Raw genomic sequence first — 24239 nt, 5'->3', positions numbered from 1 at the left:
CATTCGGGGATAGCGAAATGCTGTCACGAGCGCGGTGTCAGATTCGTGGTCGGCAGATTCGATGAACGGTGTCCTCGGCGTCGGCATGGCGGTCGGCAAACGCATCCGGTTCCGCGGCAGCCAATTCCGCGTACAGCGTGACTGCACGCCCGGCAAGGTCACGGGCTTCCGCGGGATCGCGATCACGCAGCAACAGCGCCGCCTCGCGAGATGTGGCGGCCAACTCCGGCAGGTAACGCAGGCGCATCCACTCGACGGCTTCCTCCGCCAATCCCAGTGCCCGCCGGGAACAGTCGATGGCGGCATCATCCGCACCGGCCGCCGCCAGGTGAGTAGCGTGCCAGCGCAGGCAATCGCCGAGGCCGGGCCCGTGCTGGCGAGGTTCGTCCTCGACGAGGCTCTCCCACAACCGCAGCGCACGGGAACTGTGGTCCAGCGCATCGGCGTTGCGCCCGGCACGCGCGAGATGGCGGGCGTGATCTACCAGTGATCCGGCGAAGTCGGCACCGTTGTGCGGCTGTTGCTCCCACGCCTGTTCGTATAGGTCGACAGCCTGCCGCGACAGCGTCAGCACAGTGCGATCGTCGACTCCGAGCTCGGCCTCCCAGCGTGCCCGATGCCACAGTGCCCATGCCAGCTCGCGGGATGCGTCGTCGTACTCCTCGACCAACTCCTCCCACAGCGGTACGGCCTCGTCGAGGTTGTGCAGAGCATCGGCCAGCAGACCCATATCCGCGAGGGCGTCGGCGAGGGCAACGCGGAATTCGGCGAGCTGCCAATACGGGTCCTCGGCACTGGACTCGGGATTGTCCGCCACCTCTTCTTCCAGCAGCGCCAGTGCCTCCCGCGCCGCGGCGACGGTCTCCGGGCGCCGACCAGCTTCCGAGCAGCACGATGCCAGATCACGCAGTAGATCGGCCATGCGGAATCGATATGCGGCACGGTCGCTTTCGAATAGTGCGCGCATCAGTCGAACCGGTTCCGCCAATCGCGTCACCGCCTGCTCCGAATATCCCGTTTCGCATAGAGTCGTCGCGTACCGGTGGTGCGCATCGATCAAGTCCGGCACCAGGTCATCAGCTCCGTCCAAGATGAGCGAATGGTACTGGCCGACACTGCGTTCCAGCTGTTCATGCGCGAGCTCGGGTTCACCGTTTTGCAGCCACATCCGCGCCGCCCACGCCGTGCAGGCGGCCAGCGACGGCAACGACCACTGCGGATCTTCCACGACCGCGATACGCCAAATCGACAGGGCACGTGTGATTTCCGCTGCCGTCCGGTCGCGCTGGCCGAGTCGACACCGCGCCCACGCATGCTGCTGTACCGCCTCCACCCATCGGGAGCGGTACTGCTCGAGATCGCGGGCGGTCAGCTCCTCGCAGGCCGATACGGCGCGTTCGAGGTACGCGGCGGCCTCCTCCCATTCGTGCTCCGCACCGCAGAAACGGGCATGTTCGCCGAGGACGTGCACCAGATCCGGTAGGTGCAATTCGGCACCACCGTCGACAAGTTCCTGCCACAGTCGCACGCCGGTCCGCGAATGCTCGCGCGCCCGCGGCCAGTCGCCGGCGTTGATCAGCCGGCAGGCGAGATTGTATGTGGTCGTGGCCAACTGCTCCAGTGCCGACCGCCGATCGTATGCCGCCTCGGTGGCAAAGATGCGGACGGCTCGCTCCTGAGCCACGACCGCATCGTCGTGACGTCCGAGACGATCCAGGGCGTACGACCGATTGTGCAGTGCCCGGGCCAGATCCCGCGCTCGGGAATCCGTTGGCTCACAAGCTAATTGCTCGAATATCGCGACCGCGCGATCGGCCTGTTCGAGCGCCTCCGCACTGCGTCCGAAATCGGTGAGCAGTCCGGCGCTGTTGAGCAGGCTCGTACCCAGAGACGGCCGATGGGTGCGCCCGTCGATCGCTTCCAGTTCTTCGAACATGGCTATGCCGCGCCCCGCGATGTCGATACCATCCGCGCCGCGGCCCACCGCGTCCAGCCGCAGGGCGTGATGGTCCAGACACCGGGCGGCAGCCTCGAGACACCGGGCTCGATCGTCCTCCAGTAGCCGATCGAACCGGTCGACGGCGTCGGCAGACACCTCGACGGCGTGCTCATGCCGACGTGTGTCGGCCAGACATTGCGCGTACCGGTCCAAGGCGGACGCGAGATGCTCCCGATAGGGAACGGGATTCGACTCCGACAACTGCCGAAACAGCTCGAGCGACCGCCGCGCGTACTCGACGGCCTCGAGTGGTCGAGCGCTATCGGCAAGGTACACAGCGTGATTTCCCAGCGCGACCGCGAGCTCAGCGGATTCGCCCGCTGGGTCGCGGGCGGCCATCCGCTCCCGCAACTCCAGTAGCAATGTCGAATGGTCGAGGCCCTCCGAAGCCCGGCCATCGCGCATCTGCGACCGTACCAACGTGTGCAATGCCGCGGCCCGATGCTCATCCTGGTCGGGTCCGGATGCCAATCGGTCGCAGATCTCCAGGGCCGCTATGGCCGCGGCCCGCGCATGATCGCGATTGCCGACATCGATCTGGATCGCCGCCACCTTGCCGAGCGCATACGCGAGCTCCGCGGTGTGCACTTCCGGATCGCGCTCGGCAAGCTCCGCGTAGATCGTCTCCGCGCGAGTGGCGTATCCCAGCGCTGCATCGAGATCGCCGAGACGCGCCACTGTGGTGGCACGCGTACACAGTATGTTGGCCAATGATGCGCGATCGCTGTCGTCGTCACCGGATTCGACCAGCTCCTCGCATAGTGCGACGGCCCGAGCCAACAGCGCTGTCGATTGCCGATAGTCGTCGAGCTGGTTGAGTACCAGGGCGCGGTTGTGCAGTGCGTCGGCCAGCGCCGCGTTCGCGTTGTCCGGTACCGCCGCGGCGACCTGCTCGATCACCTCGATCGCCGCGCGGGAACTGGAATCCGCGCGCTCGTCGTACACGTGCAGATGTGCCAGAGTGGCGCAGGTCAGCGCCCAGCCCAGCCACGGCCGGTACTGCTCCGGGTCGATCGCGACCAGTTTCCCGGCCTGCTCGACCGCTCGTTCCCAGAGATCGGACGCCTCGACGCCGCGACCGGCCGCACTCAGCCGATCCGCTTGGGCGCGAAGCGCATGCACCGACTCCGGCAGATGCCGCTGGTGCTGCCGGGCCAGCCGGGACCATTCGCGCACCGCTCCTGCACCGAACTCGATGGCTGCGTCCGGATCGTCGAACTCATCCGCCGCCGCGGCAATCCCGTCGAAGCCGTTCGCCACGGCGGTCGCACACTTCGTGCCCGGGCGATCGCGGATGCGCTGCCGAAGCTCGACGAAACGCCACCACGCCGCCACCGCCTCGGGACGGCGACCGACACAGTGCAAATCGCAGCCATACCCGCGCATCGCCTCGGCCAGGTGGGCAATCACGGACTCATCCGTCGCGGCGGCCGCCTCGGCCATCGCCACGACCCGCTCGGATACGGTCACCGCCTCGGTGTACAGGGTGTGCCGCCGTAGCAGCCGGGTGAGATCCGACAGCGCATACAAGGTGGCGGCAGGAGCGATCGCGGTGGCGTACCGGCGCAGCGTCTCGCCGCGATGCTGTTCCCATTTCCACACCACGGACTCGAATCCACCGCGGTCCGCCAGGGCGATATGTTCCGACCACGATCGGTCCAGAGCGCCGAGCTTCGAGAGACCGCTGACCTCCGCCAACTCTTCGTAGAGACGAACGCCGCGCTCGGACAGCTCGGCAGCGGCCGCGTACCCGTCCACCGACTCCACGAAGCCGGCGGCCGTCATATGAGCCTCGGCGAGCGCAGCCAGGTGGGCGACCCGGTCGACCGTGACCAGTTCGGTGTAGATCTCGATCAGCCGCCGGCCCGCCACAGCACCGCGGGTGGTCACCTCGGCCTCGTCGTCCGGATCATGGAGGGCGGCCTCGGCAAGGACAGCCACCAGCTCCCCCAGCAGCTCCGCCACCCGCGACAGGCCCGGAACCCGATCGATGGCCTGGTCGTCGCAGAGGGCTATGGCCGCGGTGAGCAGATCCGCGGCGACCAGGGAGCATTCCTCCTCGTGTTCGCTCGCCGCTCGCCGTCGCAGCCTCTGGACACGTTGCGAAGGCCGTGGATCTTTGGCCCATTCGCCCTGCGCGGCCCGCACGAGTGCCCGATGCAGCGGTTGCAGCTCCGGCTCGAATGCGGCGGTATCTATGACTATTGCCGCCGCTCGCGCCACCAGCAGATGGTCCGCCCAGAGATCCAGCGCGGCAACCAGATCCGAGACCACAGTGGTGTCCGCATCCCGCGACACCTCCCACACCGCATCAGCCACCAGCAGGCGCAGCTCGTCGGCGAATTCTTCGGGCGACTGGGGAAAGCCCGCCGCCGGGACAGCAACCACAGGTTGCCTCAACGTCTGGTCGAAGGCACGCCAGCGCCTCGATCCGCTCGGCGGCGCTCGTCGCAGCGGTGCTCAGTGCGCGGAGCCCGCCGACGCAACCCAGCCAAACCTGACCTCTTCACCCGATGCATTGTGCCAAGAGACGCACTCGACGGGTCGGTCGTGGACGGTGAAATATCGACTGCCACAGGAATTTACCTGTAGCTGACATTTGTCACCCTGATATTCGAGTACGGTGCGCTGCTGCAGATCCGGCGAGAATCGCGCCAGCCGCGCGGCATGCCGGCCCGCTCCGAGGTTGATCGCCGACGGCTCAACCGATCGTAAAATCGACCTTCGGTGAGTGCGTGGTCAGACCGGATCGGCAATGATCTCTTCGGATCTGATCAAAGCGATGAAGAATGAGGTAGTTTCGTGCGAAACACTGTGCGGCGCACCGCAGCCGCGACGGCCGCAGTGGCGGGAATGGTTCTGGCCGGAGGGATGCTCGCGATCACCACCCCAGCCGTGGCTCATGCCGAGGACTGTGTGGAGAAGGCGGAAAACAAGCCTGCGGGTCACCTGGTCTCGCCGATCAACGACGGCTGGTTCGAGACGACCGCCGCGTGCGGTGGCAGCATCAAGGTAAATTCTTTGTCGAAGAGCGCCGCGAATGCCAAGGTTCAGGTGTGTTATCGGGACGACAACTCCGGTGACAAGAAACTGCGCCCCGGCAGCAAGTGCGGGGAATTCACGACGCTCGAGAAGGACAAATGGCTCACGGTGGCGGAAGGCGTCAAACCGGGCACTAAGTACCGCTTCGAAGTCAGAAGTGTCAACAACAATGACGATTCCGTGCGTAACGCCGATGCCCCGTACTTGCGTAAGGGCTAACGACCAAGGGCCGCGGCTGACCGAGGTAGCACGCAACTACGCTTCCATGGCCGGGTGGCAACACCGGGCCATGGAAGCGTGATCCGCTCACGGGTTTTCAGGTTGAAGGCGGCGGGCCATTACGACGTATGGTGCAACTGGCCGCACGCCACCTACTCATCGACCTCGACCGACTATGACATCATCGATGAACCACCGCGTCAGCCGCGGTCTCGAAGACAGGCGGTCCGCTCCCGCTGTCATGACGTCACCCACGCCGATGATCTTCTGGTGGCGGACCGGCTTCCATCACGGAAATTGCGGATGGACACAGGGCAGTTCGGGGAACTTGCTCATCATCTCGGGAGCTGAGATCACCTCACTCACCCCGGACTCATGCGCGGCGCTGATCGGCACGGAACTCTACAGTGGCGAAACACGGTCTACCGCATACTATTTACAGAATGTTGAGTTTCGCGCACCGAATACACCGGCCGCGTCGACGTTCGCTGTGGAAGACTCACTCCCGTGAATTCCCAGCTTTCCTGGCCCGATCTACTCGGCCTGGCAATCAAAGCGAAACTCAGACTGCACACGTTGTCACCCGAGACCTGCTGGGACACCCTGCCCGAGCCCAAGAATTCCGAGGAGCATATTCAACAGTTCGAAGCCGAACGGCGGGAACCGATTCCCAAAGCCCACCGCAACTTCCTGTTGCATGCCGACGGGTGGCAGGGTTTCTACTTCACGATGGATCTGTTCGGGCTGTCGGAGCTACGTGGCGAAGGGAACGGGCGTGCCGCCGCCGAACTGCTCCGTCACCATGCCGACCAGCAGCGCTTCGAGCACTCCTCGATCACGGCGGACAACATCTATCCGGTCGCTGCGGGCCGCGGGGAAGAGCTCGTTGTCACGGTGCGAAGCGGAGCGCACGCGGGCCGGGTGATCTGGTTGGATGAAGGCATCGAGCGCACCTCGTACCCCAACTTCAAAGAGTTCTTCGCAGGCGTCCTCGCCCTGAACCAGAACCGCATAGAAGACCTCCAGCGCCGAGGCGCATGACCGACTGCTCCGCCAACGGGAAACCGGATGGTGGCCAAAGCTTTTCGCTTGGAGTCGCGCGAGGTGGTGGCCCGAGGCGTCACCGACCGGATCTCGGCCCTCGAATGCCCCCGCGACATCACCCCGGCTGCCCCCGCCGATACCGCCGGAACGGAGGTCGCCTGAAACTTTCCGATCCACAGGATTTGACAAGATCTCGAGCTTGCCTGATTCGAGCTTCTTCACGACGAATCCGGCATGATTCGATATTTGACTGTTCGTTGAGCTCTGCTGTGAGCCTGAAACGTACTTGTACCGGTAGCCTTTGCCGAGTTCGATCATCGCCTCGTAAGGAGACCAACCGTGCCCAGACCATTGTCGCGTCGTGATCTCCTCAAGATCGGCAGTGGCGCGATGGTCGCGGGCGCTGTGCTGCCCTTGGTTCGCAGTACGGTCGCACCTGATCTCGCTCACGCGGCCGGATGGCACTCGCAGCTTGTGTACCCGGATGCCAACGGTCGGCTCGTCTACAAAGAGGATCCGCGGGGCAAGACGATTCCCGACTTCAGCTGGGCCGGGTACCGCAATGCTGAAGTGCCGCTGCCTTCCGTGCCGGTCGTCAAGGAGATCGGCCCGATCAGCGGTGACAACACCGCTCACATTCAGGCCGCTCTCGACGATGTCGGCGCGATGCCGCTGGGCGCCAACGGTTTTCGGGGTGCGCTCCGCCTCGCGGCGGGCCATTACAAGGTCGCTGGCACAATCGTAATGCAGCACGACGGGGTCGTACTGCGTGGAGCCGGTCAATGGGACGACGACTCAACGAACACGGTGATCACCGGGACTGGTGGAGGCTCGGCCACCGAGGTCCTACGGGTGGGCGGCCCGGACGGCAACTGGAGGTCGAAGGTGCCCGGCACCGAAACCGGCATCACGTCCAGTCTCGTCAAGGCGGGGGAGAACCGGATGACCCTGGCATCGACGGCCAACCTGAAGGTCGGTGACAACATCATCATCGACCATCCCCACACTCAGGAGTGGACCGACGCGATCAAGGGTGGGGGCGTGATCAAGGATGCGCCTTGGAAACCGAATACCAAGCCCATTATGTACAACAGGTACGTCAAGGAGATCGTCGGCAATGACATTGTCATCTGCGCCCCCGTCTTCAATAACCTCCGGAGGTCTCAGTCGCAATGCTCCGTCTGGGTGTGGAACCGGAAGGGGTTGGTCCGCAATGTCGGAGTGGAGAATCTTCGTATCGACATGGGCGATCCATCGGAGTTCAGCGAGGACCATCCGCAGAACTGCGTCCACATCAACTGGACCGAGGACGCATGGGTCAAGGACGCCACACTGCTGCACTTCTCGAGGGCGGCGGTTGCAGTAACGCACAGTTCGCGAGTCACCGTCCAGGGCGTTCGGGCTCGCGAACCGCGCTCAGTGGTCGAAGGCAGGAAGCGATACAGTTTCAGCGCGAATATCTACGCCCAGCAGGTCCTTTTCCGCGACGTGGAGGCCAATAAGGCCCGGCATGCCTTCATTGCTGCCGGAATGAGTACGTGCTCGGGCAACGTGTGGCTCAATGGGACCAGCGAGGATGGCCTCAACGAGTCCGGCGGCCATAACGGATGGAGCCAGGGGCTGCTGTACGACAATGTGAAGGAACTGCGCAGCCGGAACAAGTGGGATTGGGTTCTATCTCTGCACAATCGAGGCGACAAGGGCAATGGCGAAGGCCATGGTTGGTCCTCGGTGCACAGTGTGGCGTGGAATTGCACGGTAGACAATGGCAAAAAGGTGTGTGTACAGGCTCCGCCGACCTCACAGAACTTCGCGATCGGCACAACGGGCGCAGTCACCGGCGAGAACTGGTACACCGGCTCTGAGGCCGGGTATGAGGAAGGGACCAATAGGCCCGGTCTGGTACCCGGCTCCCTATACGAGGCACAACTCGCCGATCGGCTTCGAAACACGTAGCCGAAGAATACGGTGTCGGCCACGCACGGCCGATGAACGCCACAATCCGCGTCGCCGGTCGCGCCGCAACCGGTGTATGTGGTGATTTGTCAGGCCGCGGCGGGAATGGTGCGCAGTGCGCGAATCGGTGACAGCAGGACGGGCACCACGGCCAGGGTGCCTCCCGCCGCCGCCAGCCACAGCACACCGCGCAGTCCGATCGGCCCGGCCAGTACCCCACCGAGAGCGGCGCCGAGCGCGATGGCACCATAATTCACGACACGAAAGGTCGCCGTCATCCGGCCGAGCACCTGGGGTTCGGTCACCGACTGACGGAGGCTGACCTGATTGATATTGGCCACGGCTACACCCGCTCCCACCAGCGCGAGACCGGTGGCTAGCACCGGTAAAGCCATCGGCCCGGCAGGTGCCACCGCCAGAATCGACAGAGCGGCACCGGCCAGGAGTACTCCACCCACTATGACCCGCCCGACCCCGGCGCGGTTCGTCACCCGGCGGTTGAGCAGCGAGCCGGCGAGCATCCCCGCGTTGCCGGCACCGAGCACAATGCCCAGAGCCACCGGCGACACATGCAGCTCACGAATGCAGTGCAGCACCAGCACCGCCTGGCACATGCCGAAGAACCCGAACGAATTCCCTACACCGGTCGCCAACAGCAGCGGCCGCAACAGCGGATCGGCGAAGACAGCCCGCAATCCGGTCACGATCTCGGCGATCATCCCGGAATCGGTGTTCCGCGGCGGTAGCGGATCCGGGTGGCGGATCAGTAGCAGTGCCAGTGCCGAGAATACGTAGCTCACCGCATCGGCCACTATCGCGAACGGTGCGGTGATCCACTGTACGAGTATGCCGCCGATACCGGGTCCAGTCAGATCACCCGCCGTGCGCGACAACTGCAGTTTCGTATTTCCCTCGATCAGGCGCCGGGCGCCGACCAGCGTCGGAAGATATGCCTGCGAGGCCAGGTCGAAGAATACGCTCATCATCCCGACGACAATGGCGGCGGGAAACAGCAACCACACGTGCAGCACACCGGTCGCCGCGGCGATCGGCACTGTCAGGAGGACACCGAAGCGCACCATATCGGCAACGATCATCACCCGCCTACGCCGGAGCCGGTCCACCCATACACCCGCCGGCAGGCCGATGATCAGGTACGGGGCATAGTGCGCGGCAGCGAGCAGACCCACCTGAAACGCCGATGTGCCGAGCAGCCCGATGGCGGTCAAAGGAAGCGCCAGTTCGGTGATTCGGGTGCCGACGACGCTGATCGTCTGGGCACCCCACAGTTTCCGGAAATCGGGATGCCGGCGCAGCACACCGGACGGCGAGGGGGCAGTAGCGGTACTCATCTGCTGGATCACAGGCCTGCCGCCCCCGGCACGGCCGGTGCCGGCACGACTGCCTGCGGTAGGTCGCGCTGTCCGACGAAGGCGCCGGTCAACAGGATGCTCCCGGCGGACGCGACCAGGCCGAGCATGACCCACAGCGCGGCTCTCGTACCCAGCCAAGTACCGAGCATCGCACCGGCCAGCGCGCCGGCCGGGGCTGTCCCGGTCAGCAGGACCCGGGTCGTCGCGGTTACCCTGCCGAGCATTCCAGCCGGGGCATACGACTGCCGGAAGCTAGCGACGACGACGTTGCTCATCGCGACGCCGGTTATGCACACCAGCATGCCGATGACATAGAACACCACTCCGACCCCGGGTGACGTGAGCGGCACCAGCAGAACGGGAGGGCTCAGGACCAATCCGCAAAGGAGAAGGCTACGGGCCGTTCCGAAACCGGCGGCAATACGCCTGGCCAGCAGTGCACCGAGAATGGCGCCGACTCCCCCGGTGGTGAGCAGGAGTCCGGCCAGACCGGGCCCCACACCCACCTCGCGAACGAGGAACAGCATGATCAGCGCGTCATATCCGGCCAGCCCGAAATTCGACACTGTGGTCCAACCGGTGATGGGTCGGAGATACGGATCCTTTGCGACGAACCCGATACCCTCGGCAATGCTCCGCCGCAGCGGCTGCCGGGGCTCACTCGGCGAAGGACGTACCCGGCTGTCCGATCGCCGACCACGTGCATCGCGAACGCGCACCAGGCAGGCGACCGATACCAGAAAGCTCGCCGCATTGGCCAGCAATGCGGTTGCCGCGCCGATGGCCTGGGCGAGTAGGCCGCCCAGGCCGATGCCGGCCAGGTGAGCAACACTCTCGCTGCCACGGAGCTTCGCATTTCCTTCCATCAGGTCGGCGGCGTCCACCACCGCCGGGACCATGACCTGATAGGCGGTATCGAAGAACACGGCGGCCGTTCCCGAGAGGAATGCGACCGCGAGAACATGCTCGATGGTCAGCAGGTCCAGCCAGGCCGCCACGGGGACGCTGGCAAAACATGCCGAAGCGACCAGGTCCGTGACAACCATGACCTTTCCGGAAGGCAGCCGGTCGATCCAGACCCCCACCGGAAGCCCGATGAGCAGCCACGGCAGGTATCTGAGTACCGCAAGCAGGCCCACCTGGAAGGGCGTCGCGTCCAACACCGTCACCGCCAGCAGTGACATGACCACAACAGCCAGTGAGTTTCCGATCTGGTTGACCGATTCGCCGAACCAGAACAGCCGGAAGTCGTGCTGACGCCATAGTGCTCCGAGGCGACTCCCGGACCCGCGCGACCACATATGCCACCGACCTCTCCACACCCATCAGCCGTCCTGCGCCGGATCCGCGCCGTTCGGCGCGAAGAATCGGCAGCGAGCTACCGGCCGTCGCCGGCGAGCGCGGGCAATGTGTGGATTCCCCTGCCGGTCGGCAACACCGGAACACCGGTACGGCTGAGAAAGAAGGTCTCCAAGCCCGGAACGAGTACGGTGACGACCGGGACTGCCGATTCCACGGAGTTCCACCGCAGGTAATAGCCTGACAGGCCAGCCTTGCCCAGAGCGTGAGTCACGGTCTCGAGCTGGGACTCCACCGACACTGGTGGCGGATCCCACCATCCCGACGGCCGATGCGGTACCGGTTGGCTCTTCCCCGAAAGATGGGTGCCATCGAGCGTCATGCAGCGCTCGAGCACAGGCCAGGATTCGAGACGGGCAAGTTTGCGGCGCAGCTGAGCCAGGCGTTCGGGCTGCTCGGAATGAGTCACATGAGTCTGGAGAAGTTCGCCCAGTGCACGTTCGACCGCGTAACCGGGTGTCGTGGATGCGCCCGCACCGCCGGACACCACGTAGGTGGAACGCGACGGCAGTGCGCAGTAGGACGGCACCCCGATATCCGTCGTGATCTCACAGATCAGTGGGGAGGATCCCATGGCGTGCTCGATCTGTTCGCACATCTGCCGAAGGTCGTGCGGAAGGTCGACCGGGTCGACGGTCCGGGCAACCGAATCCGCGGAGGTACACCAGTCCAGGAGGGACAGCGAAAAGGCGTCGCCTTCGATGACCTCCAGCAGCGCGTGCAGCAGCGCCTCCGGCTCCGACACACCCGCAGCCGTACCGAAATTCGTCGCATAGCGCAAATACGAGTGATAACCGACGTCTTCGCCGGGTACGGGATACTGCAAAAACCAGGGGAATCGTGCGAATGCCGGATACCACAGTGCATCGGTGCCCGTATGAATCGGATCGAACCGCAAACAAGCGATCCGCGCATCCGGGAATTCGGCGGCAAGCCGAGGAATGAGGGCGTCTCCACGTAGTGCGGGCTGATCCGCTATTTGCTTCGCCGGAATCAACCGCATCCTATCGGCATTACCCCGTAACGCGTCGAATCCGGACTTGTGGCAGAAGTTCTCCCAGGCCTCGAATAGTGCACTGGCGTGGGCCTGCGGTCCGGCTCCGCGCCCCGAAGCATCGGCCACCACGCTGCGCTCCCGGGTGCGGAGCAGGCATCGAACGACACTTGTCCGCGTTTCGGACCGGGTGATCAGCTGTACCGAAAGAGCTTCGCGATCCAACTCCTCGCGCAGTACACCGACTGCGCTTTCCGGCGCCATATGGCGAGTGTTCAATACCCGCAACGGTCCACTCCCTCCGTCGATCCCGACGAGAATCGGCCACCGGATGGTGCTCGGGCGGGTTACACCGCCCGAGCACCATGCGATGGATATCAGCGATCGGCTGTCACGAAACCGAAAGCGCGGTCAAGGCTTGCCGCCTCGTCTGCCGAAATTTGAAACTCTTCCAGCGGCAGACCTTCTTTGTCCTTGGGGCCGTGGTTCTCGGGACCGGATGCCATGTTCCACTCCTTATGCTTGTACCGACCAGAATCACCTGCTACTGATCACGAAAGTGACCGTAAATAGATTGTGATTTTATTCTTCAACCGTCAAGGGCCGAGCGGCACGGAACAGCCGATTTTACGAAGATTTGAGAGGGTGGATTCACGGTGCGTCCCAATAATCCCGAGTCAGAAAATACGCCGCAACCCCATCCGCATCCACGAAACGGCCTTGTCGCGCGGGGGAGGAACTGTACAGGTTAACCACAGCTACCGGCTCAGCGTAGGCCGGGCAGTTGCCACGGGCGCAGGGTCCCGGCAAAGTCGGTTTCAGCAGGTGAGCAGCAGTTCGGCGGGCCGGTGGAAGTCGCGGGCGTGGTGGCGGAGTGCGGCGGCGATGCTGGTGTGACCGGCGTCCGACAGCGCGCTTTTCGTCGCAGCGGACTCCGGATCCTGCGCCACGACCGTGCCACTCTGAAGGCGAGTACCGAGATACTCGCTGTCGGATTCGAATTCGTCGCGGTCGGTGACGCGTGTGCCGCCCCGGTGGTAGATCGGGAACAGATGGTAGGTGGAGGTGACACAGCGCTGCCGACCGTCCGCACCGGTCAGGTACAGCACACTGGTCTCGTCCCGATCGATATCGTCGGAGTCCGCCAGTCGGCGCCATTGTGTTCGGCCTGGCCAGGTGCCGGATTGTCGTTTATGGCCGGACGCGGCTCCCCGCCACCAGCGCCGGTGGCCTCACGAATAGATCGTGCAGCCTCCTGGTCGTCTGCTGGTCTGTCGGCTTGTGTCCGACCGGTGTCGCCCGCGGCGGGTGGTGTTCGGCGGCATTCTGAGTGATCACGTGGGGGTAGCGGTCCGGCGTTGGGGGTGAGGACGGGCGGGGTTGCGGCAGGGTGGGCATGGTGGTGCTGGTGGCGGGGCGGCGTGGTGATCACGATGGTGGCCAGGTTCGAGTAGACGGCCCTCCCGCTGTCTCTTTGGCGGGAGCGCTGCGGGAGGGCCGTGGTTCGCGCTCGGAGGCGCTGTGGTCACCGTAGAAGCTGATGCGGATCGAGTCGAGCGCCGGTTGGCGGCGCGGGAGCTGGCGTGCCCGGGGTGTGGTGGTGTGCTGGCCGGGTGGGGGCGGGCGCGCCCGCGCCGATTGCGGAGTCCGGTAGGGCCGGTGCTGGTGTCCCCACGCCGGTCGCGGTGTCGCGGTTGCGGGGCCACGCATGTGTTGTTGCCGGTCTTCGCGCTGGTCAGGCGGGCGGACACGGCGGCGGTGATCGTGGCGGCGTTGGCGGCGAAAGCTGCGCAGGTCAGCGGGTTCCGCGCGATCGCGGCAGGGCTGGGTCGGCCGGCGGAAACGGTGCGTGGCTGGCTGCGGTGTTTCGCCGGGCGGGCGGAGGCGGTGCGGGCGCAGTTCACGGTCTGGCTGGCGGCGTTGGATCCGGATCCGGTGCTGCCCGGCCCCGCCGGTTCGGGGTTCGCCGATGCGATGACCGTGATCGCGGCTGTCGCCGAGGCGATCCGGCGCCGGTTCGGGTTGTCGCAGGCGCCGCTGTCGGAGGTGGTGGTCACGGTCACCGGCGGCCGGCTGCTGGCACCGGGCTGACCGGAGGCGGGGGTGCAACACGAGCCGACCCTGCCGCGGTGAGTGCAACAGCCGGAATCGTTTGTCGCTGTCTGTGTTTGACGACAGCGAAGGAGATGACCGGTGGCAGTTGGTGACGACGAGGCGAGAGTGCGGGCCGAGCGAGCGCGGGCGATCGGGTTGTTCCGGTATCAGTTGATCCGCGAGGCCGCTGATACGGCGCATTCGCCGAAACAGCGGGGAAAGTTGGTGCGCGAGATCGCATCCGCCGAGCACACCGATCCGTTCGGGCGGCGGGTCCGTATCTCGCGGCAGACTCTGGATCGGTGGATCAGGGATTGGCGCACAGGTGGTTTCGACGCGCTGGTGCCCAGCCCGCGCCAGTCCACGCCGCGGACCCCGGCGCAGGTGCTGGAGCTGGCCGTCGCGCTGGGGCGGGAGAACCCGGCCCGCACCGCCGCAGGAATCCAACGAATCCTGCGCGCCCAGCTCGGTTGGGCGCCGGACGAGCGCACCCTGCAACGGTATTTCAACCGTCTCGGCCTCGGCGCCACCACTTCGCCGGCAGCAGCGACGGTGTTCGGGCGGTTCGAAGCCGAGCATCCGAACGACCTACGGACCGGGGATGCGTTGCACGGCATCAGAATTGACGGCCGCAAAACCTATCTGTTCGCTTTCCTCGACGACCACTCCCGCGCGCTGGTTCGACGATCGACGGGCACAGGCGCGAACTACGGCAGCGCTGATCGAGAACGACGATCGACCGTGATCGTTCGGGGATGGGAGTTGAAGGACAGAATTCGTGCCTTGACCCCCAGGTTGTCGGGGCAGCCGACTCAACCACCCCGGCGCCCGGCTGCGGGTTCACCGACCACGACAGGCAGCGGCTGACCGCGTTCGTCACCAACACCACTCGCGGCAACTGCCCGACCTGGAACTACGTCACCGCCGCCGCGCCCGCTGCGAGGACCGCATCAGAAACGCGAAAGACACTGGGCTGGCCGAGCTCAATAGAGTGTTAAATAATTCGGAATTACCCACCGCCCGGTATCGAACCGTGGCGTGCGGATTTAAGATTCACGCAATCGGCGATATCGGCTTCAAAGCGTTGGTCGACCACATGTATTCACAAATATCCCAGAATTCACAAAGGAGAGCCGGAACGGCGTCCCGAATCGAGCAACCCGCAAGGACGAGGATGCGACGGTTACCGTCCGCACCCAAAACTACCACATCCACAACTCGTCGGTCACGAGTCGAACATCATGCGGCCCAAGCAATTCCGAAACGCCGCGACAAATCACATTCACGTAGGACACGGTCTATTCAGCACGGCACGAGAGTGAGGTCGCAATGGTGTCCAGTCACGCCCTTGTCGGTGAACGAGATATTTTTGTGGCCAAAGGGATTGCGGGCCGGGAGATGCATGATACTCCACCGCCGTATCCATACGGCTGGTTCGCCGTGGCATTTTCCCGCGAACTGACCCCGGGTGGGCTGTTGACCCGGCGGTTCATGAATCGGGACATCGTCGTTTATCGCACCCGCTCCGGCACGGCGCGGGCCATCGAAGCCTATTGCCCACATCTCGGGGCACATTTCGGGCACGGTGGCAGTGTTCAGGACGAAGAGTTGCGTTGCCCCTTCCACGGATTTCGATACTCCGTCGCGGGCCGATGCACCTATTCGCCCTACGGAACTCCGCCGCCAGCGGCCCGACTGGGCATGCTCGAGCTCCGTGAGGTCTGTGGTGTGCTGATGGTCTGGCACGGTCCGCCGGATCAGCAGGTGTGGGAGATCGAGCCGCCGACAGAGGAGTTGGGCTGGCGGACCATGCGAACGAAGAAGCTTCGGTTTCACAGCCACCCGCAGGAGGTTACCGAAAACAGTGTCGACTCAGGGCATTTCGGCGTGCTGCACGGATTCGACGGCGTGCGGACCATCGACCCGATCATCGTGGACGGACCGCGGTTGCGGGCGCGGTATGCCTTCACTCGACCGCTCCCACTGACGGGAGGCATCAGCACGGAGATCTACGTCCGTGTCGACGGGTTGGGCTTCTCCATTGTGGAACTGGAAGCCGCAGGGTGGGCGATCCGCCAACTCGTGCTCTCCACACCGATCGGCGAACGCGAGGTAGCGGTGCACGTGGGCACGACAGTGCGATCCCGAGGCAGGACCGCCTCGAGTCGGGCCGCGTGGATGCCGGTGGAGGCAGTCCTCGAACGGATAGCGCTCCGGATCGTCGTCACTGAACTCCGTCGAGATCAGGAGATCTGGGATCACAAGATGTATCTGGACCGACCGGCCATTGCCGCAGGGGACGGCCCTATCGCCAAATATCGCGCGTGGACACGGCAGTTCTACCCGAGGAAAGAGTCATGATGAGTATTGGAAAACGGGTGGGAACGGCGGCGTTCGCGGCCACTGGCGCGGCAGCTGTGGGCTACTGGCGTTGGCATCGACGCCCCACGGTGACGCCGCCGGGAACGGTGGCTGCGCCGCTGGCGTGGGCAGGCGCCGACAATATTCCCATTGTCGGCGTAATAACACGGTTGAAGTCCGTGATCACCGATCCCATCGGTCTGGTGGTGCGCAACCGGGCGGAGTACGGTGACGTCTTCACCCTGCGCGTCCCCAGCATCTACGACTTCACGTTCCTCCTCGACGGTGAGCACTACCAGCGGGTGCTGAATCTGCCCACCGATCACGCGGGCGTCGGACAGGTGCTGCACAGAGTGCCGACCGTCGGTTACTGGTTCCCGCGCGAAGACTCGGGACCGGAATCGCTGCAGCAGCTCATTCTCGCCGGTCGGCGTCTGATGGCGGAAAACCTGCCCGCCGAACGGGTGAGCCGGATCGCGGCCGATGTTCCCGGCATTGTCAAACGGCATACCGTCGACTGGTCGACAACGGTCGATCTGGCCGACGTGGTTCACCCCATCGTGTACGAAGCGACGGGGCGATATTTCCTCGGAGACGAGATCTGGGACGCGCTAGGCACCCGCCTTACGACCTACTACCGCAATATCGCCGATGGTATCGACATCCCGCGCACTACGATGTCGATCACGCCGTACCACTATCTGATGCCGGAGTACCGTTCCACACGTAAGCTCTACCGAACGCTGCGCGACGAGCTGCCCGCGTTCGATAACGCCGACTCACCGCTGCTGCGTGCCATCGACGCAGCGCTTTTCGACGGCGCGCCGCTTTCGACGGCGGACAGGCTGTGGATGGTCATGTACGTGTTGTGGAACGCGACCGCCTACCCCGGCACCTACACATTCTGGACGCTGATCGATGTGCTGACGCAGCCGGGGACGCTCGCCCGGTTACAGTCGTTCGACGATCAACCGGCGAGACTCGATTTCCTGGGCCGCTGTCTGGTCGAATCGGTACGGATGCATCCCGTCTCGTCGTTGATCCGCTACCTGGACCGGCCATACGAATTCGAACGTGACGGCAAGACCTATCACATCCCCGCCGGCCAAGCGATCGGCGTATTTCCCGGCACGCTCAACCGAGATCCGGACCGGATTCCGGGCGACGCCGACCGATACGACCCCGATCGCTATCTGCGCGAGCCCACGCCCAAGACTGCCACGTTCGGGCGGGGACCGTTCGGATGTGTCGCGCAGCGGTTCAGCGAAACGGTCACTGCCACCGTCATCGACGAACTGCTCACGCAGTACCAGATCCAACTATCGGGCCCCGTGCCCACCCGCCGGGAGCGGGTGCATCAAACCTATCCGGGAAGTCCGATGCCCGCCCGGTGCACACCCCGCTGATACATCGTCGATGCGGAGAGGATTCCGATGCGAGAAGTGGAAACACATATCGACATAGCGGCACCGACGCAACGAGTATGGGATGTCCTGACCGACTTCGCCGCCTACCCGGAATGGAATCCGTTCTTCATCGCGGTGGACGGGCGGGCACACCCAGGCGAGAAGCTGGCACTGCATACGAAGTTCTCCCGGCGGTTCAGCCCTCGGGTATCCACCGTGACGGTCCGAACGGTCGATCCGCCGTGCCGCCTCCGGTGGGGCGGCGGTCTCGCGATACCCCGACTCGCGGACGGAGAACATGGCTTCCACCTCGACGCGACCGACGGCGGGACACGGATGCGGCACTACGGCCGGTTCAGCGGTCTGCTGATCCCGATGGCAGGGATGCTCATCAGTGCACTGGAACAGCGGTGCCACGAACTCAACTCGGCTCTCCGAACGAGAGTCGAGGGGTGAACGGCTCGGACCACTGCCCGATAGGTTGACATCGACCATCCCGATCACCGGAATCCGAGTGGCGAGGGACCACGACTCGAGCGATTGCGGGATGCCGTCGAGCATTTCGTCGAGGCAGCGTGGACCCCTGCGCTCTTCCTCGCATCCAGTGTCCTTGCACCACAACGAATCCGCCGCTACTTCGACCGCCGTAGCGCCGCCGATGACTCCGGACCGCTGACCGCCGTCGCGAATCGTGTTCTCCCGCAGCGTCGGCTCGCCAGGCATCGCACCGAGATAGGACGGGCGGTGTACGAGGAGATCGCGGTAAATCGGGGCAACTCCGAGACGCCCGGCGAGGACATACTGGCCATGCTGATGTCAGCCCGTGACGAGACCGGAGCCGGGCTGAGCGATCAGGCACTCCACGACGAAATCCTGACATTGCTGGTCGCCGGGCACGAGACCACGGCAACCACACTGGCCTGGGGATTGCATCACCTGATGGAGACACCGGCGGTAGGTCAACGGCTACACCGAGAACTGGAAGCCGCGTTTCCCGACGGCATGGTCGCACCCGAACGTGTCCGTGATCTCGAGTACCTGCAGGCGGTCGTGAACGAGATCCTGCGGATCACCCCCATCGCGGTGGCGGTGCCCCGGCGCTTGATCCGGCCCGCGCAGATCGCTGGATACGACCTACCGGCCGGCACCCTGGTCGCGGCAAGCATCTATCTGGCACACCGGAGCGAGCGAAACTGGGAATACCCCGATGACTTCGTTCCCGAGCGCTTCCTCACCGGCCGCACCTCTCCTTTCGCCTTCCTGCCGTTCGGTGGGGACCCCCGGCGCTGCGTAGGCGCGGCATTCGCGCACTATCAGATCGCCGTCATGTTGGCCCAGCTATGGCTGCACTGGCGCCTCGAGCCGGTAGCCGGATTCCGGGTGCGGCCCTACATGCGCGGTGTCACCGTGGCCCCATCTCCCCGCATGCCCGCACTCACCCACCGTCGTAGGGCTCCACTTTCACGCCACCGAGGGCAAAGTCGGCCTTCGTGTTTCGAAGATCGAAGCCGAGCAGACATAGGGATGTCGTCGGTATCCGGATCGAGTCCCCCAGATCAGGCGCAGCGGCTGGCTCGGCATCAGCGGGGCCCCTTCGAGTTGCAGAGCGCGGCAAAGCCAGTCCTGCTGGAGGGAGCGCTTCTCAGGGCTGGGAGTCGATCCGGCGCGACTACTGTGGTGGCGGGCACGATGTGGCGATGGCGGAACTGAGTGCCGATGCAGCCTGGAACTACGTGTACTGCCAGGGATGGAATCGAGATCTGCAAAGGTTCGTCGGTCTGTTGGATTCCGATACCGCGTGCGCGAGAAATGAAGCCGGCGAACAGTATTCGGTAACACTGCTGCGTGGTGGTGTGCCTCGTGTCGTGATCGATATCGCCTGGTCCGCCCATTATCTGGGGGTATGGACGCTCGATGAGGCACTGCGGCGGGATTCCCATGTCGATTACCGCCGGCTTCGCGCTGAGCAGCTTTTCCCTGTCCGCGAACGGGTCTGGCGTTACGCGGAGGGTCAGCGGGACGGGGATGATGATGTCTGGGAGCAGGAGGTGTCCCGAAAGGCGAATGGTTGGATGTCGACGTCGAAGAGGCCGCGTGGACGTCTAGGAGGGAGTAGCCGGACTGCCGGCCAGGAGGATGACACCGATATCTGGCGGGAGGTTCCCGTGTTCGGGGACTGGAGGTGGGCGTTGCCCGACAAGGAGGCTGGCCCGGTGGGCACTGCTGCCGAGCACACCGGAGAGTATGAAGCTGTGTCGGCGGGCAGCCCGTGGCGCCCGCCGACGCCGTACCGAAATCTCTATCTCGACGATTTGATGCTGGAGGGCGCGACCGTTCTGATGGAGGGGGCCCAGCCCAGGGTCGTGGCCCACCGGTTGCGGGGCATGGTCGACATGCCTACCGGGCAGGTGATTACGTGTGAACCCAGATGGTTGGATTACAGCGAACCATTCACCGACACAATCGAACCCGGCCGGTACGAGGTCCACGATGTCCTCCTGACCGATCCGGATAGCGAAAGCGACTGGTGGCCGCGGGCAGGATTTCTGCTACGGGTGTCCGAGGCCCCGGTGGTGTCCTGGGAGATGGCACTGCGCGCCGGCGAAGATCCCCGGACGCTGAGCGACGGTGATTTCTACGGATTCAGCGGAAGTCAGGGGTGCTTTGTCGATGCGGAACCCTTACGAACAGCAGACCATCAGATCAACGCCGACCGGGGCAGGGAGCAGTCATACGCTCTCCGGAAGTGGGCAAGGATGGCGAAACGCGGTGAGCTACACGAGCATCCACACTCTCAGTGGAGCGACGCCCTAGAACGCGGTCTGGACGATCGGGACGGTATCCGCCTACCCGGCACGAATTTCAATATGATCGCCTACAACTGCTACTACCCCGATGGCAGCTATCCGACCTGGATCGGTCGCGCCACCGACGGTGCGATCGTCTGCTTCCTGACCGACATGCGGACTACGCACCCGGTGATCGCAACTGACCATTGATGATCCGGAGGAGCGCTGCGTGCAAGCCGCCTCGGCGCGGATCGCCCCGCCCCGCACCGACACGTGATCACGCACCCGCCGATACGACACATCGGTTATACCGTGCTCGTAGGCGAAGGAGACGAATGAGCGACCTCGACGATATCCGCGATATCCTGGGAATCCAGCCATACCGCGGTGCGCCGACCGACTGGGAAGCTGCCAGCCAGGCCCTGGGAGCGAGCATCCCCGGCGATTTCCGGGCGTTGGTCAATGCGTTGGGTCCGGGCCTGATCGGCAATGACACGATCCTTTTGCAGCCGTACGCGACTGACGAGAACTACGATCAGGTGCTGATCCACCAGGAGCGCATGCGCGGACTGGAGACCATCTGGGAAGCGGAAACCCACAGTCCTGCCGTATTCCGGACCAAACCCACGGTATTCGACGAACCCGGCGTTCGCCCCGTCCTGTGGGCCTACTCCGGCCTGGGCTTCTATCTCTACTGGGTCGCCAGGCCCGATACCGACCCCGCGTCGTGGCAGATCGCGTTCGAATCCGCCAGCGGCGGAGACTGGGAATTCCACCCGGGTACGGCGACGAGCTTCCTGCTGCGTCTGCTGCGCGGCCAGGAGCCCAGCAGATACCTGGATTATCTGCAGCACCCCGAACAGCATTCCTTCACTCCTGCCAGGTGAAAGCGGTCCCGAGCGTCCGGGGCCGGAGCGCGCCTGCCGGTCTTCGGTGATGTCCGCTATGCCAGCTATGCAGAGAGCACCTAAGACGGTCAGCGCCTGATTCGGCTGTACAGCCGGATTTGGTGCCGTAGCCCGCCAGAGCCGAAGAAGAACCCCGAATGTGGGGATACTTCTTCGCGTCACGCCTCGAGTCGCTCCGCAAGGTGGGCATCCCACTGGACCACTCCGCTGATTCGCTACGCCGGTTCGAGGAGTTGCTGCTCGACGCCGGTCCAGATCCAGAGCTGGATGCAGCGGTGGCCGGCTATCTCGGCGAGACCCTGCGCCTTGTCGGTGGTGGTAAGTGGTCGGGCACAACGGTTGAGATGGTTGGCGGTCCGGGTCTGGTCAGCGTGGCGACGATCGACCTGGTGTTGCTGGCTCGCCGGATGCGGGACGGGGTGACATTCACCCGGGTGTATTCGGCGTGGGAGCGTCGCGCAGGCGAGCTGCGGACGAGAAGCCGAGACTGGCGTCCGGTGAGGTCACAGGCCCCCCGCCCGGTCCCCGCACCAGCGGTTGTGCAGACCTGGTGTGCCGAGCGCGAGCGCGAGTTCCCGGACTGGGTCGCGCGTTACGGCGCGGGCCGCACCTGGGACTTCTCCCGAGAATCACTGGAGGCACTGACGTCGGTCATCTTCGACGTCACCCCGACACGCGGGGAACTGTTCAGTCCGGACAATGCCACATTCCTCGCGGGTGCCTTGTGGTACTTCGGTGAAGTCCTGCGCCGCGTCAGACCGTCATACTGGCGCTACATCCAGTACCTCGAAAAACCTCAACCGGACGACCCGCTCCAGTGCATTGAGATCGCCATCCTCGACTCGTACGACAGCATGCAGAGCATCGTCTATCTCCGTCCCCGCGTGAAGCCCGCCTTCTTCTTCGATCTGATGCTCGGTCAGAACGACCGCGACCGACTGAACAGCATTTACCGCAGCTGGGTGAACGGCACCCGAGCGGACCGGGCGAAGAAGGCCATGGACCGGCGAGAACGCAAGAAGTCCCGGCGCAAGCAGTCCGATGCCGACTACCTTGCCTCCTGGTTGTCCGATCGCGAACGCGGCTTTCCCGATTGGATCGCCCGATTCGGCGTGGGTCACACCTGGGACTTCTCGCCCGAATCACTCGACACGCTGGAGGTTCTCATTCTCGAGGTGACCCCGTTGCCGGAGCAGTTGCTCGAGGACAAGGCCCATGCGGACTTCCTCGACGGCGCGGCCTGGTACTGCGGTGAGGTCTTCCGGCAGGTCCGTCCGTTGCAATGGCAGTACGCCCGGAAGGCAGGCATCGACTGCTACCTGGTATCGGCGTCCGGCGGTCCCGGCTACCGAGCACCGGTCGATACCCTCGCCGAGATCTATCTGCACTACGACCGTGGAGCGCTTCGTCGCATCCTCGGCCGATGAAGGCTTGGTAGCATCCTGATCCCGGCACTGTTCCACTTCCAGCTGAATGGGCCCGCCTGGCCCGAAAGCCAGCTTGGGAGAACTACGTGTTCGCCGACGCCGTGGTTGTCGTGCTGCTGAACCGAAAGACGATGCTCAGCCGCGACGAGGCGGTCACGGAGGTGCTGATGCCGGGCAAACGAGCAGCTCCTCGAAGTATTGTCGTACCATAACTTGTACGACTTGATAGGATGCGCTCATGGCCAAAGCCCTACCTATATCGAACGTGCGCCAGAACCTGTTCGGCTTGGTCCAGCAGGTCAATGATGACCACGACACCGTGACAGTCGTGTCCAAGACCGGTGAGAACGCGGTCCTGGTAGCGGAGAGCGACTGGAATTCGTTGATGGAAACTCTCTACGTGCTGCGCACCCATGGCGGTGTCACCTTGCTCCAATCCGCCGAGGACGCCCGATCCGGACGAACCGAAGCCCATGAGTTGATCGATCCAGACGCCGACTGATGACGGACCGCAAACTCACCTTCACCGCGCAAGGCGGGAAGTCCTACAAGGCATGGCTCACCACGAATCGCGACGTGCTCAAAGGCGCGAACAAGATGATCGACGCAGCACTTCATGATCCGTTCACGGGCATCGGCAAGCCCGAGCCGCTGAAGCACCAACTGGCCGGACACTGGTCACGCCGCATCAGCCAAGAGCATCGGTTGATCTATCTGGTCACCGACACCGAAATCGTTGTGGTGCAGGTGGGGTCACATTACGAGGATTGAGCCCGCACGTCGATCCGGGTCGGCACGGTGGACTGCCGAACCGAAGTCTGCGGCCAGGGCCAGGAGAATCCACCACCAAGGCTCCGAATGCGCGGGTCATTGGCCTGGCTCGATGACCAGACCGTCGAAACCCTGTACCTGTCGGCGGTCACCGTCGGCGAGATCCGCTACAGCATCGCGACCATGCCCGCTGGACGACGGCGCATCGCAGACGGCATGATCGCCGCCACGGCGGTCGCCGTGGGCTTTGCGGTCGCAACCCGCGTGGTACCTCGCCCGGTACGTAGACGAGGCCCACGGCGGCGAAGAAGCCATCATCCTCCGCGACGGGAAACCGATAGCAGCCTTGGTCCCGCTCGAAATGGTCGAGGCATTCGACAAAGCCGAAGACGAATTGCTCGCCCGCGAAGCAATTCGGCGACTCGACGAAAGAAGTGAACGCGTCACAATGGCCCGAGTGATAGCGGACATCTTCGGGGAAAAGCAGTAAATGAAGT

General features: G+C 64.3%; 21 protein-coding genes and 2 pseudogenes. 17 read left to right on the top strand and 6 right to left on the bottom strand.

Annotated elements, in window-relative coordinates; translation table 11 throughout:
• Positions 1-37 precede the first annotated feature (37 nt).
• A complete protein-coding gene (locus OH799_RS00580; protein WP_406274141.1) occupies positions 38-4387 on the bottom strand; it encodes a hypothetical protein in 4350 nt (1449 codons plus the stop codon).
• Positions 4388-4813: 426 nt separating this feature from the next.
• Here OH799_RS00580 and OH799_RS00575 point away from each other — a divergent pair, with 426 nt between their 5' ends.
• From OH799_RS00575 to OH799_RS00560, 4 genes are all read left to right on the top strand, one after another.
• Complete coding sequence (locus OH799_RS00575; RefSeq protein ID WP_406274138.1) at positions 4814-5260, top strand: hypothetical protein; 447 nt, start codon at positions 4814-4816, stop codon at positions 5258-5260.
• A 507-nt stretch (positions 5261-5767) separates the two neighbouring features.
• The gene (locus tag OH799_RS00570) at positions 5768-6301 is read left to right on the top strand and encodes an SMI1/KNR4 family protein (RefSeq protein WP_406274135.1); all 534 of its coding nucleotides are present in this window, start codon (positions 5768-5770) and stop codon (positions 6299-6301) included.
• A 27-nt stretch (positions 6302-6328) separates the two neighbouring features.
• Entirely contained in the window at positions 6329-6466 is a 138-nt protein-coding gene (locus tag OH799_RS00565; protein WP_406274133.1) for a hypothetical protein, read from the top strand.
• 177 nt (positions 6467-6643) lie between these two features.
• Positions 6644-8260, top strand: coding sequence for a hypothetical protein (locus tag OH799_RS00560; RefSeq protein ID WP_406274130.1), 1617 nt, complete (start codon positions 6644-6646; stop codon positions 8258-8260).
• Between the two features lie 89 nt (positions 8261-8349).
• On the opposite strand, the gene OH799_RS00555 is transcribed toward OH799_RS00560, so the two are convergent.
• The 5 genes from OH799_RS00555 to OH799_RS00535 form a co-directional block, all read right to left on the bottom strand.
• Positions 8350-9612: an MFS transporter gene (locus OH799_RS00555; RefSeq protein WP_406274127.1), complete on the bottom strand. Its 1263-nt coding sequence runs from the start codon at positions 9610-9612 to the stop codon at positions 8350-8352.
• A gap of 8 nt (positions 9613-9620) precedes the next feature.
• Positions 9621-10934, bottom strand: a complete 1314-nt coding sequence (locus tag OH799_RS00550) for an MFS transporter (protein ID WP_406274124.1) — start codon at positions 10932-10934, stop codon at positions 9621-9623.
• A gap of 77 nt (positions 10935-11011) precedes the next feature.
• Positions 11012-12250: a YcaO-like family protein gene (locus OH799_RS00545; RefSeq protein WP_406274121.1), complete on the bottom strand. Its 1239-nt coding sequence runs from the start codon at positions 12248-12250 to the stop codon at positions 11012-11014.
• Between the two features lie 113 nt (positions 12251-12363).
• The gene (locus OH799_RS00540) at positions 12364-12492 is read right to left on the bottom strand and encodes a hypothetical protein (RefSeq protein WP_406274119.1); all 129 of its coding nucleotides are present in this window, start codon (positions 12490-12492) and stop codon (positions 12364-12366) included.
• Positions 12493-12804: 312 nt separating this feature from the next.
• The gene (locus OH799_RS00535) at positions 12805-13095 is read right to left on the bottom strand and encodes a hypothetical protein (protein ID WP_406274116.1); all 291 of its coding nucleotides are present in this window, start codon (positions 13093-13095) and stop codon (positions 12805-12807) included.
• Between the two features lie 412 nt (positions 13096-13507).
• On the opposite strand from OH799_RS00535, the gene OH799_RS00530 reads away from it, so the two are divergent.
• From OH799_RS00530 to OH799_RS00470, 13 genes and pseudogenes are all read left to right on the top strand, one after another.
• Positions 13508-14077, top strand: a complete 570-nt coding sequence (locus OH799_RS00530; RefSeq protein ID WP_406274113.1) for a hypothetical protein — start codon at positions 13508-13510, stop codon at positions 14075-14077.
• Between the two features lie 102 nt (positions 14078-14179).
• A pseudogene (locus tag OH799_RS00525) lies at positions 14180-14756 on the top strand (helix-turn-helix domain-containing protein); the annotation flags it as partial.
• 141 nt (positions 14757-14897) lie between these two features.
• A pseudogene (locus OH799_RS00520) lies at positions 14898-15065 on the top strand (IS1380 family transposase); the annotation flags it as partial.
• Positions 15066-15409: 344 nt separating this feature from the next.
• The gene (locus OH799_RS00515) at positions 15410-16441 is read left to right on the top strand and encodes a Rieske 2Fe-2S domain-containing protein (protein ID WP_406274109.1); all 1032 of its coding nucleotides are present in this window, start codon (positions 15410-15412) and stop codon (positions 16439-16441) included.
• Positions 16438-17847, top strand: a complete 1410-nt coding sequence (locus tag OH799_RS00510; RefSeq protein WP_406274106.1) for a cytochrome P450 — start codon at positions 16438-16440, stop codon at positions 17845-17847. Before OH799_RS00515 ends, OH799_RS00510 begins: the two co-directional genes overlap by 4 nt.
• A gap of 27 nt (positions 17848-17874) precedes the next feature.
• Complete coding sequence (locus OH799_RS00505) at positions 17875-18303, top strand: SRPBCC family protein (protein ID WP_406274103.1); 429 nt, start codon at positions 17875-17877, stop codon at positions 18301-18303.
• Between the two features lie 84 nt (positions 18304-18387).
• Positions 18388-19557: a cytochrome P450 gene (locus tag OH799_RS00500; protein ID WP_406274100.1), complete on the top strand. Its 1170-nt coding sequence runs from the start codon at positions 18388-18390 to the stop codon at positions 19555-19557.
• Positions 19545-20846: a DUF4241 domain-containing protein gene (locus OH799_RS00495; RefSeq protein ID WP_406274097.1), complete on the top strand. Its 1302-nt coding sequence runs from the start codon at positions 19545-19547 to the stop codon at positions 20844-20846. The genes OH799_RS00500 and OH799_RS00495 overlap by 13 nt, the downstream gene beginning before the upstream one ends.
• A gap of 125 nt (positions 20847-20971) precedes the next feature.
• The gene (locus tag OH799_RS00490) at positions 20972-21523 is read left to right on the top strand and encodes a hypothetical protein (RefSeq protein WP_406274094.1); all 552 of its coding nucleotides are present in this window, start codon (positions 20972-20974) and stop codon (positions 21521-21523) included.
• Positions 21524-21681: 158 nt separating this feature from the next.
• Positions 21682-22971, top strand: coding sequence for a hypothetical protein (locus OH799_RS00485; RefSeq protein WP_406274091.1), 1290 nt, complete (start codon positions 21682-21684; stop codon positions 22969-22971).
• A gap of 238 nt (positions 22972-23209) precedes the next feature.
• Positions 23210-23473, top strand: coding sequence for a type II toxin-antitoxin system Phd/YefM family antitoxin (locus OH799_RS00480; RefSeq protein ID WP_327115756.1), 264 nt, complete (start codon positions 23210-23212; stop codon positions 23471-23473).
• A complete protein-coding gene (locus tag OH799_RS00475) occupies positions 23473-23742 on the top strand; it encodes a Txe/YoeB family addiction module toxin (protein ID WP_406274087.1) in 270 nt (89 codons plus the stop codon). The genes OH799_RS00480 and OH799_RS00475 overlap by 1 nt, the downstream gene beginning before the upstream one ends.
• A 247-nt stretch (positions 23743-23989) precedes the next feature.
• A complete protein-coding gene (locus tag OH799_RS00470) occupies positions 23990-24232 on the top strand; it encodes a type II toxin-antitoxin system Phd/YefM family antitoxin (RefSeq protein WP_406274084.1) in 243 nt (80 codons plus the stop codon).
• Positions 24233-24239 lie beyond the last annotated feature (7 nt).

It is taken from the genome of Nocardia sp. NBC_00881, assembly GCF_045207455.1.
Taxonomy (GTDB): Bacteria; Actinomycetota; Actinomycetes; order Mycobacteriales; family Mycobacteriaceae; genus Nocardia.
This window is presented reverse-complemented; position numbering and strand designations above follow the sequence as displayed.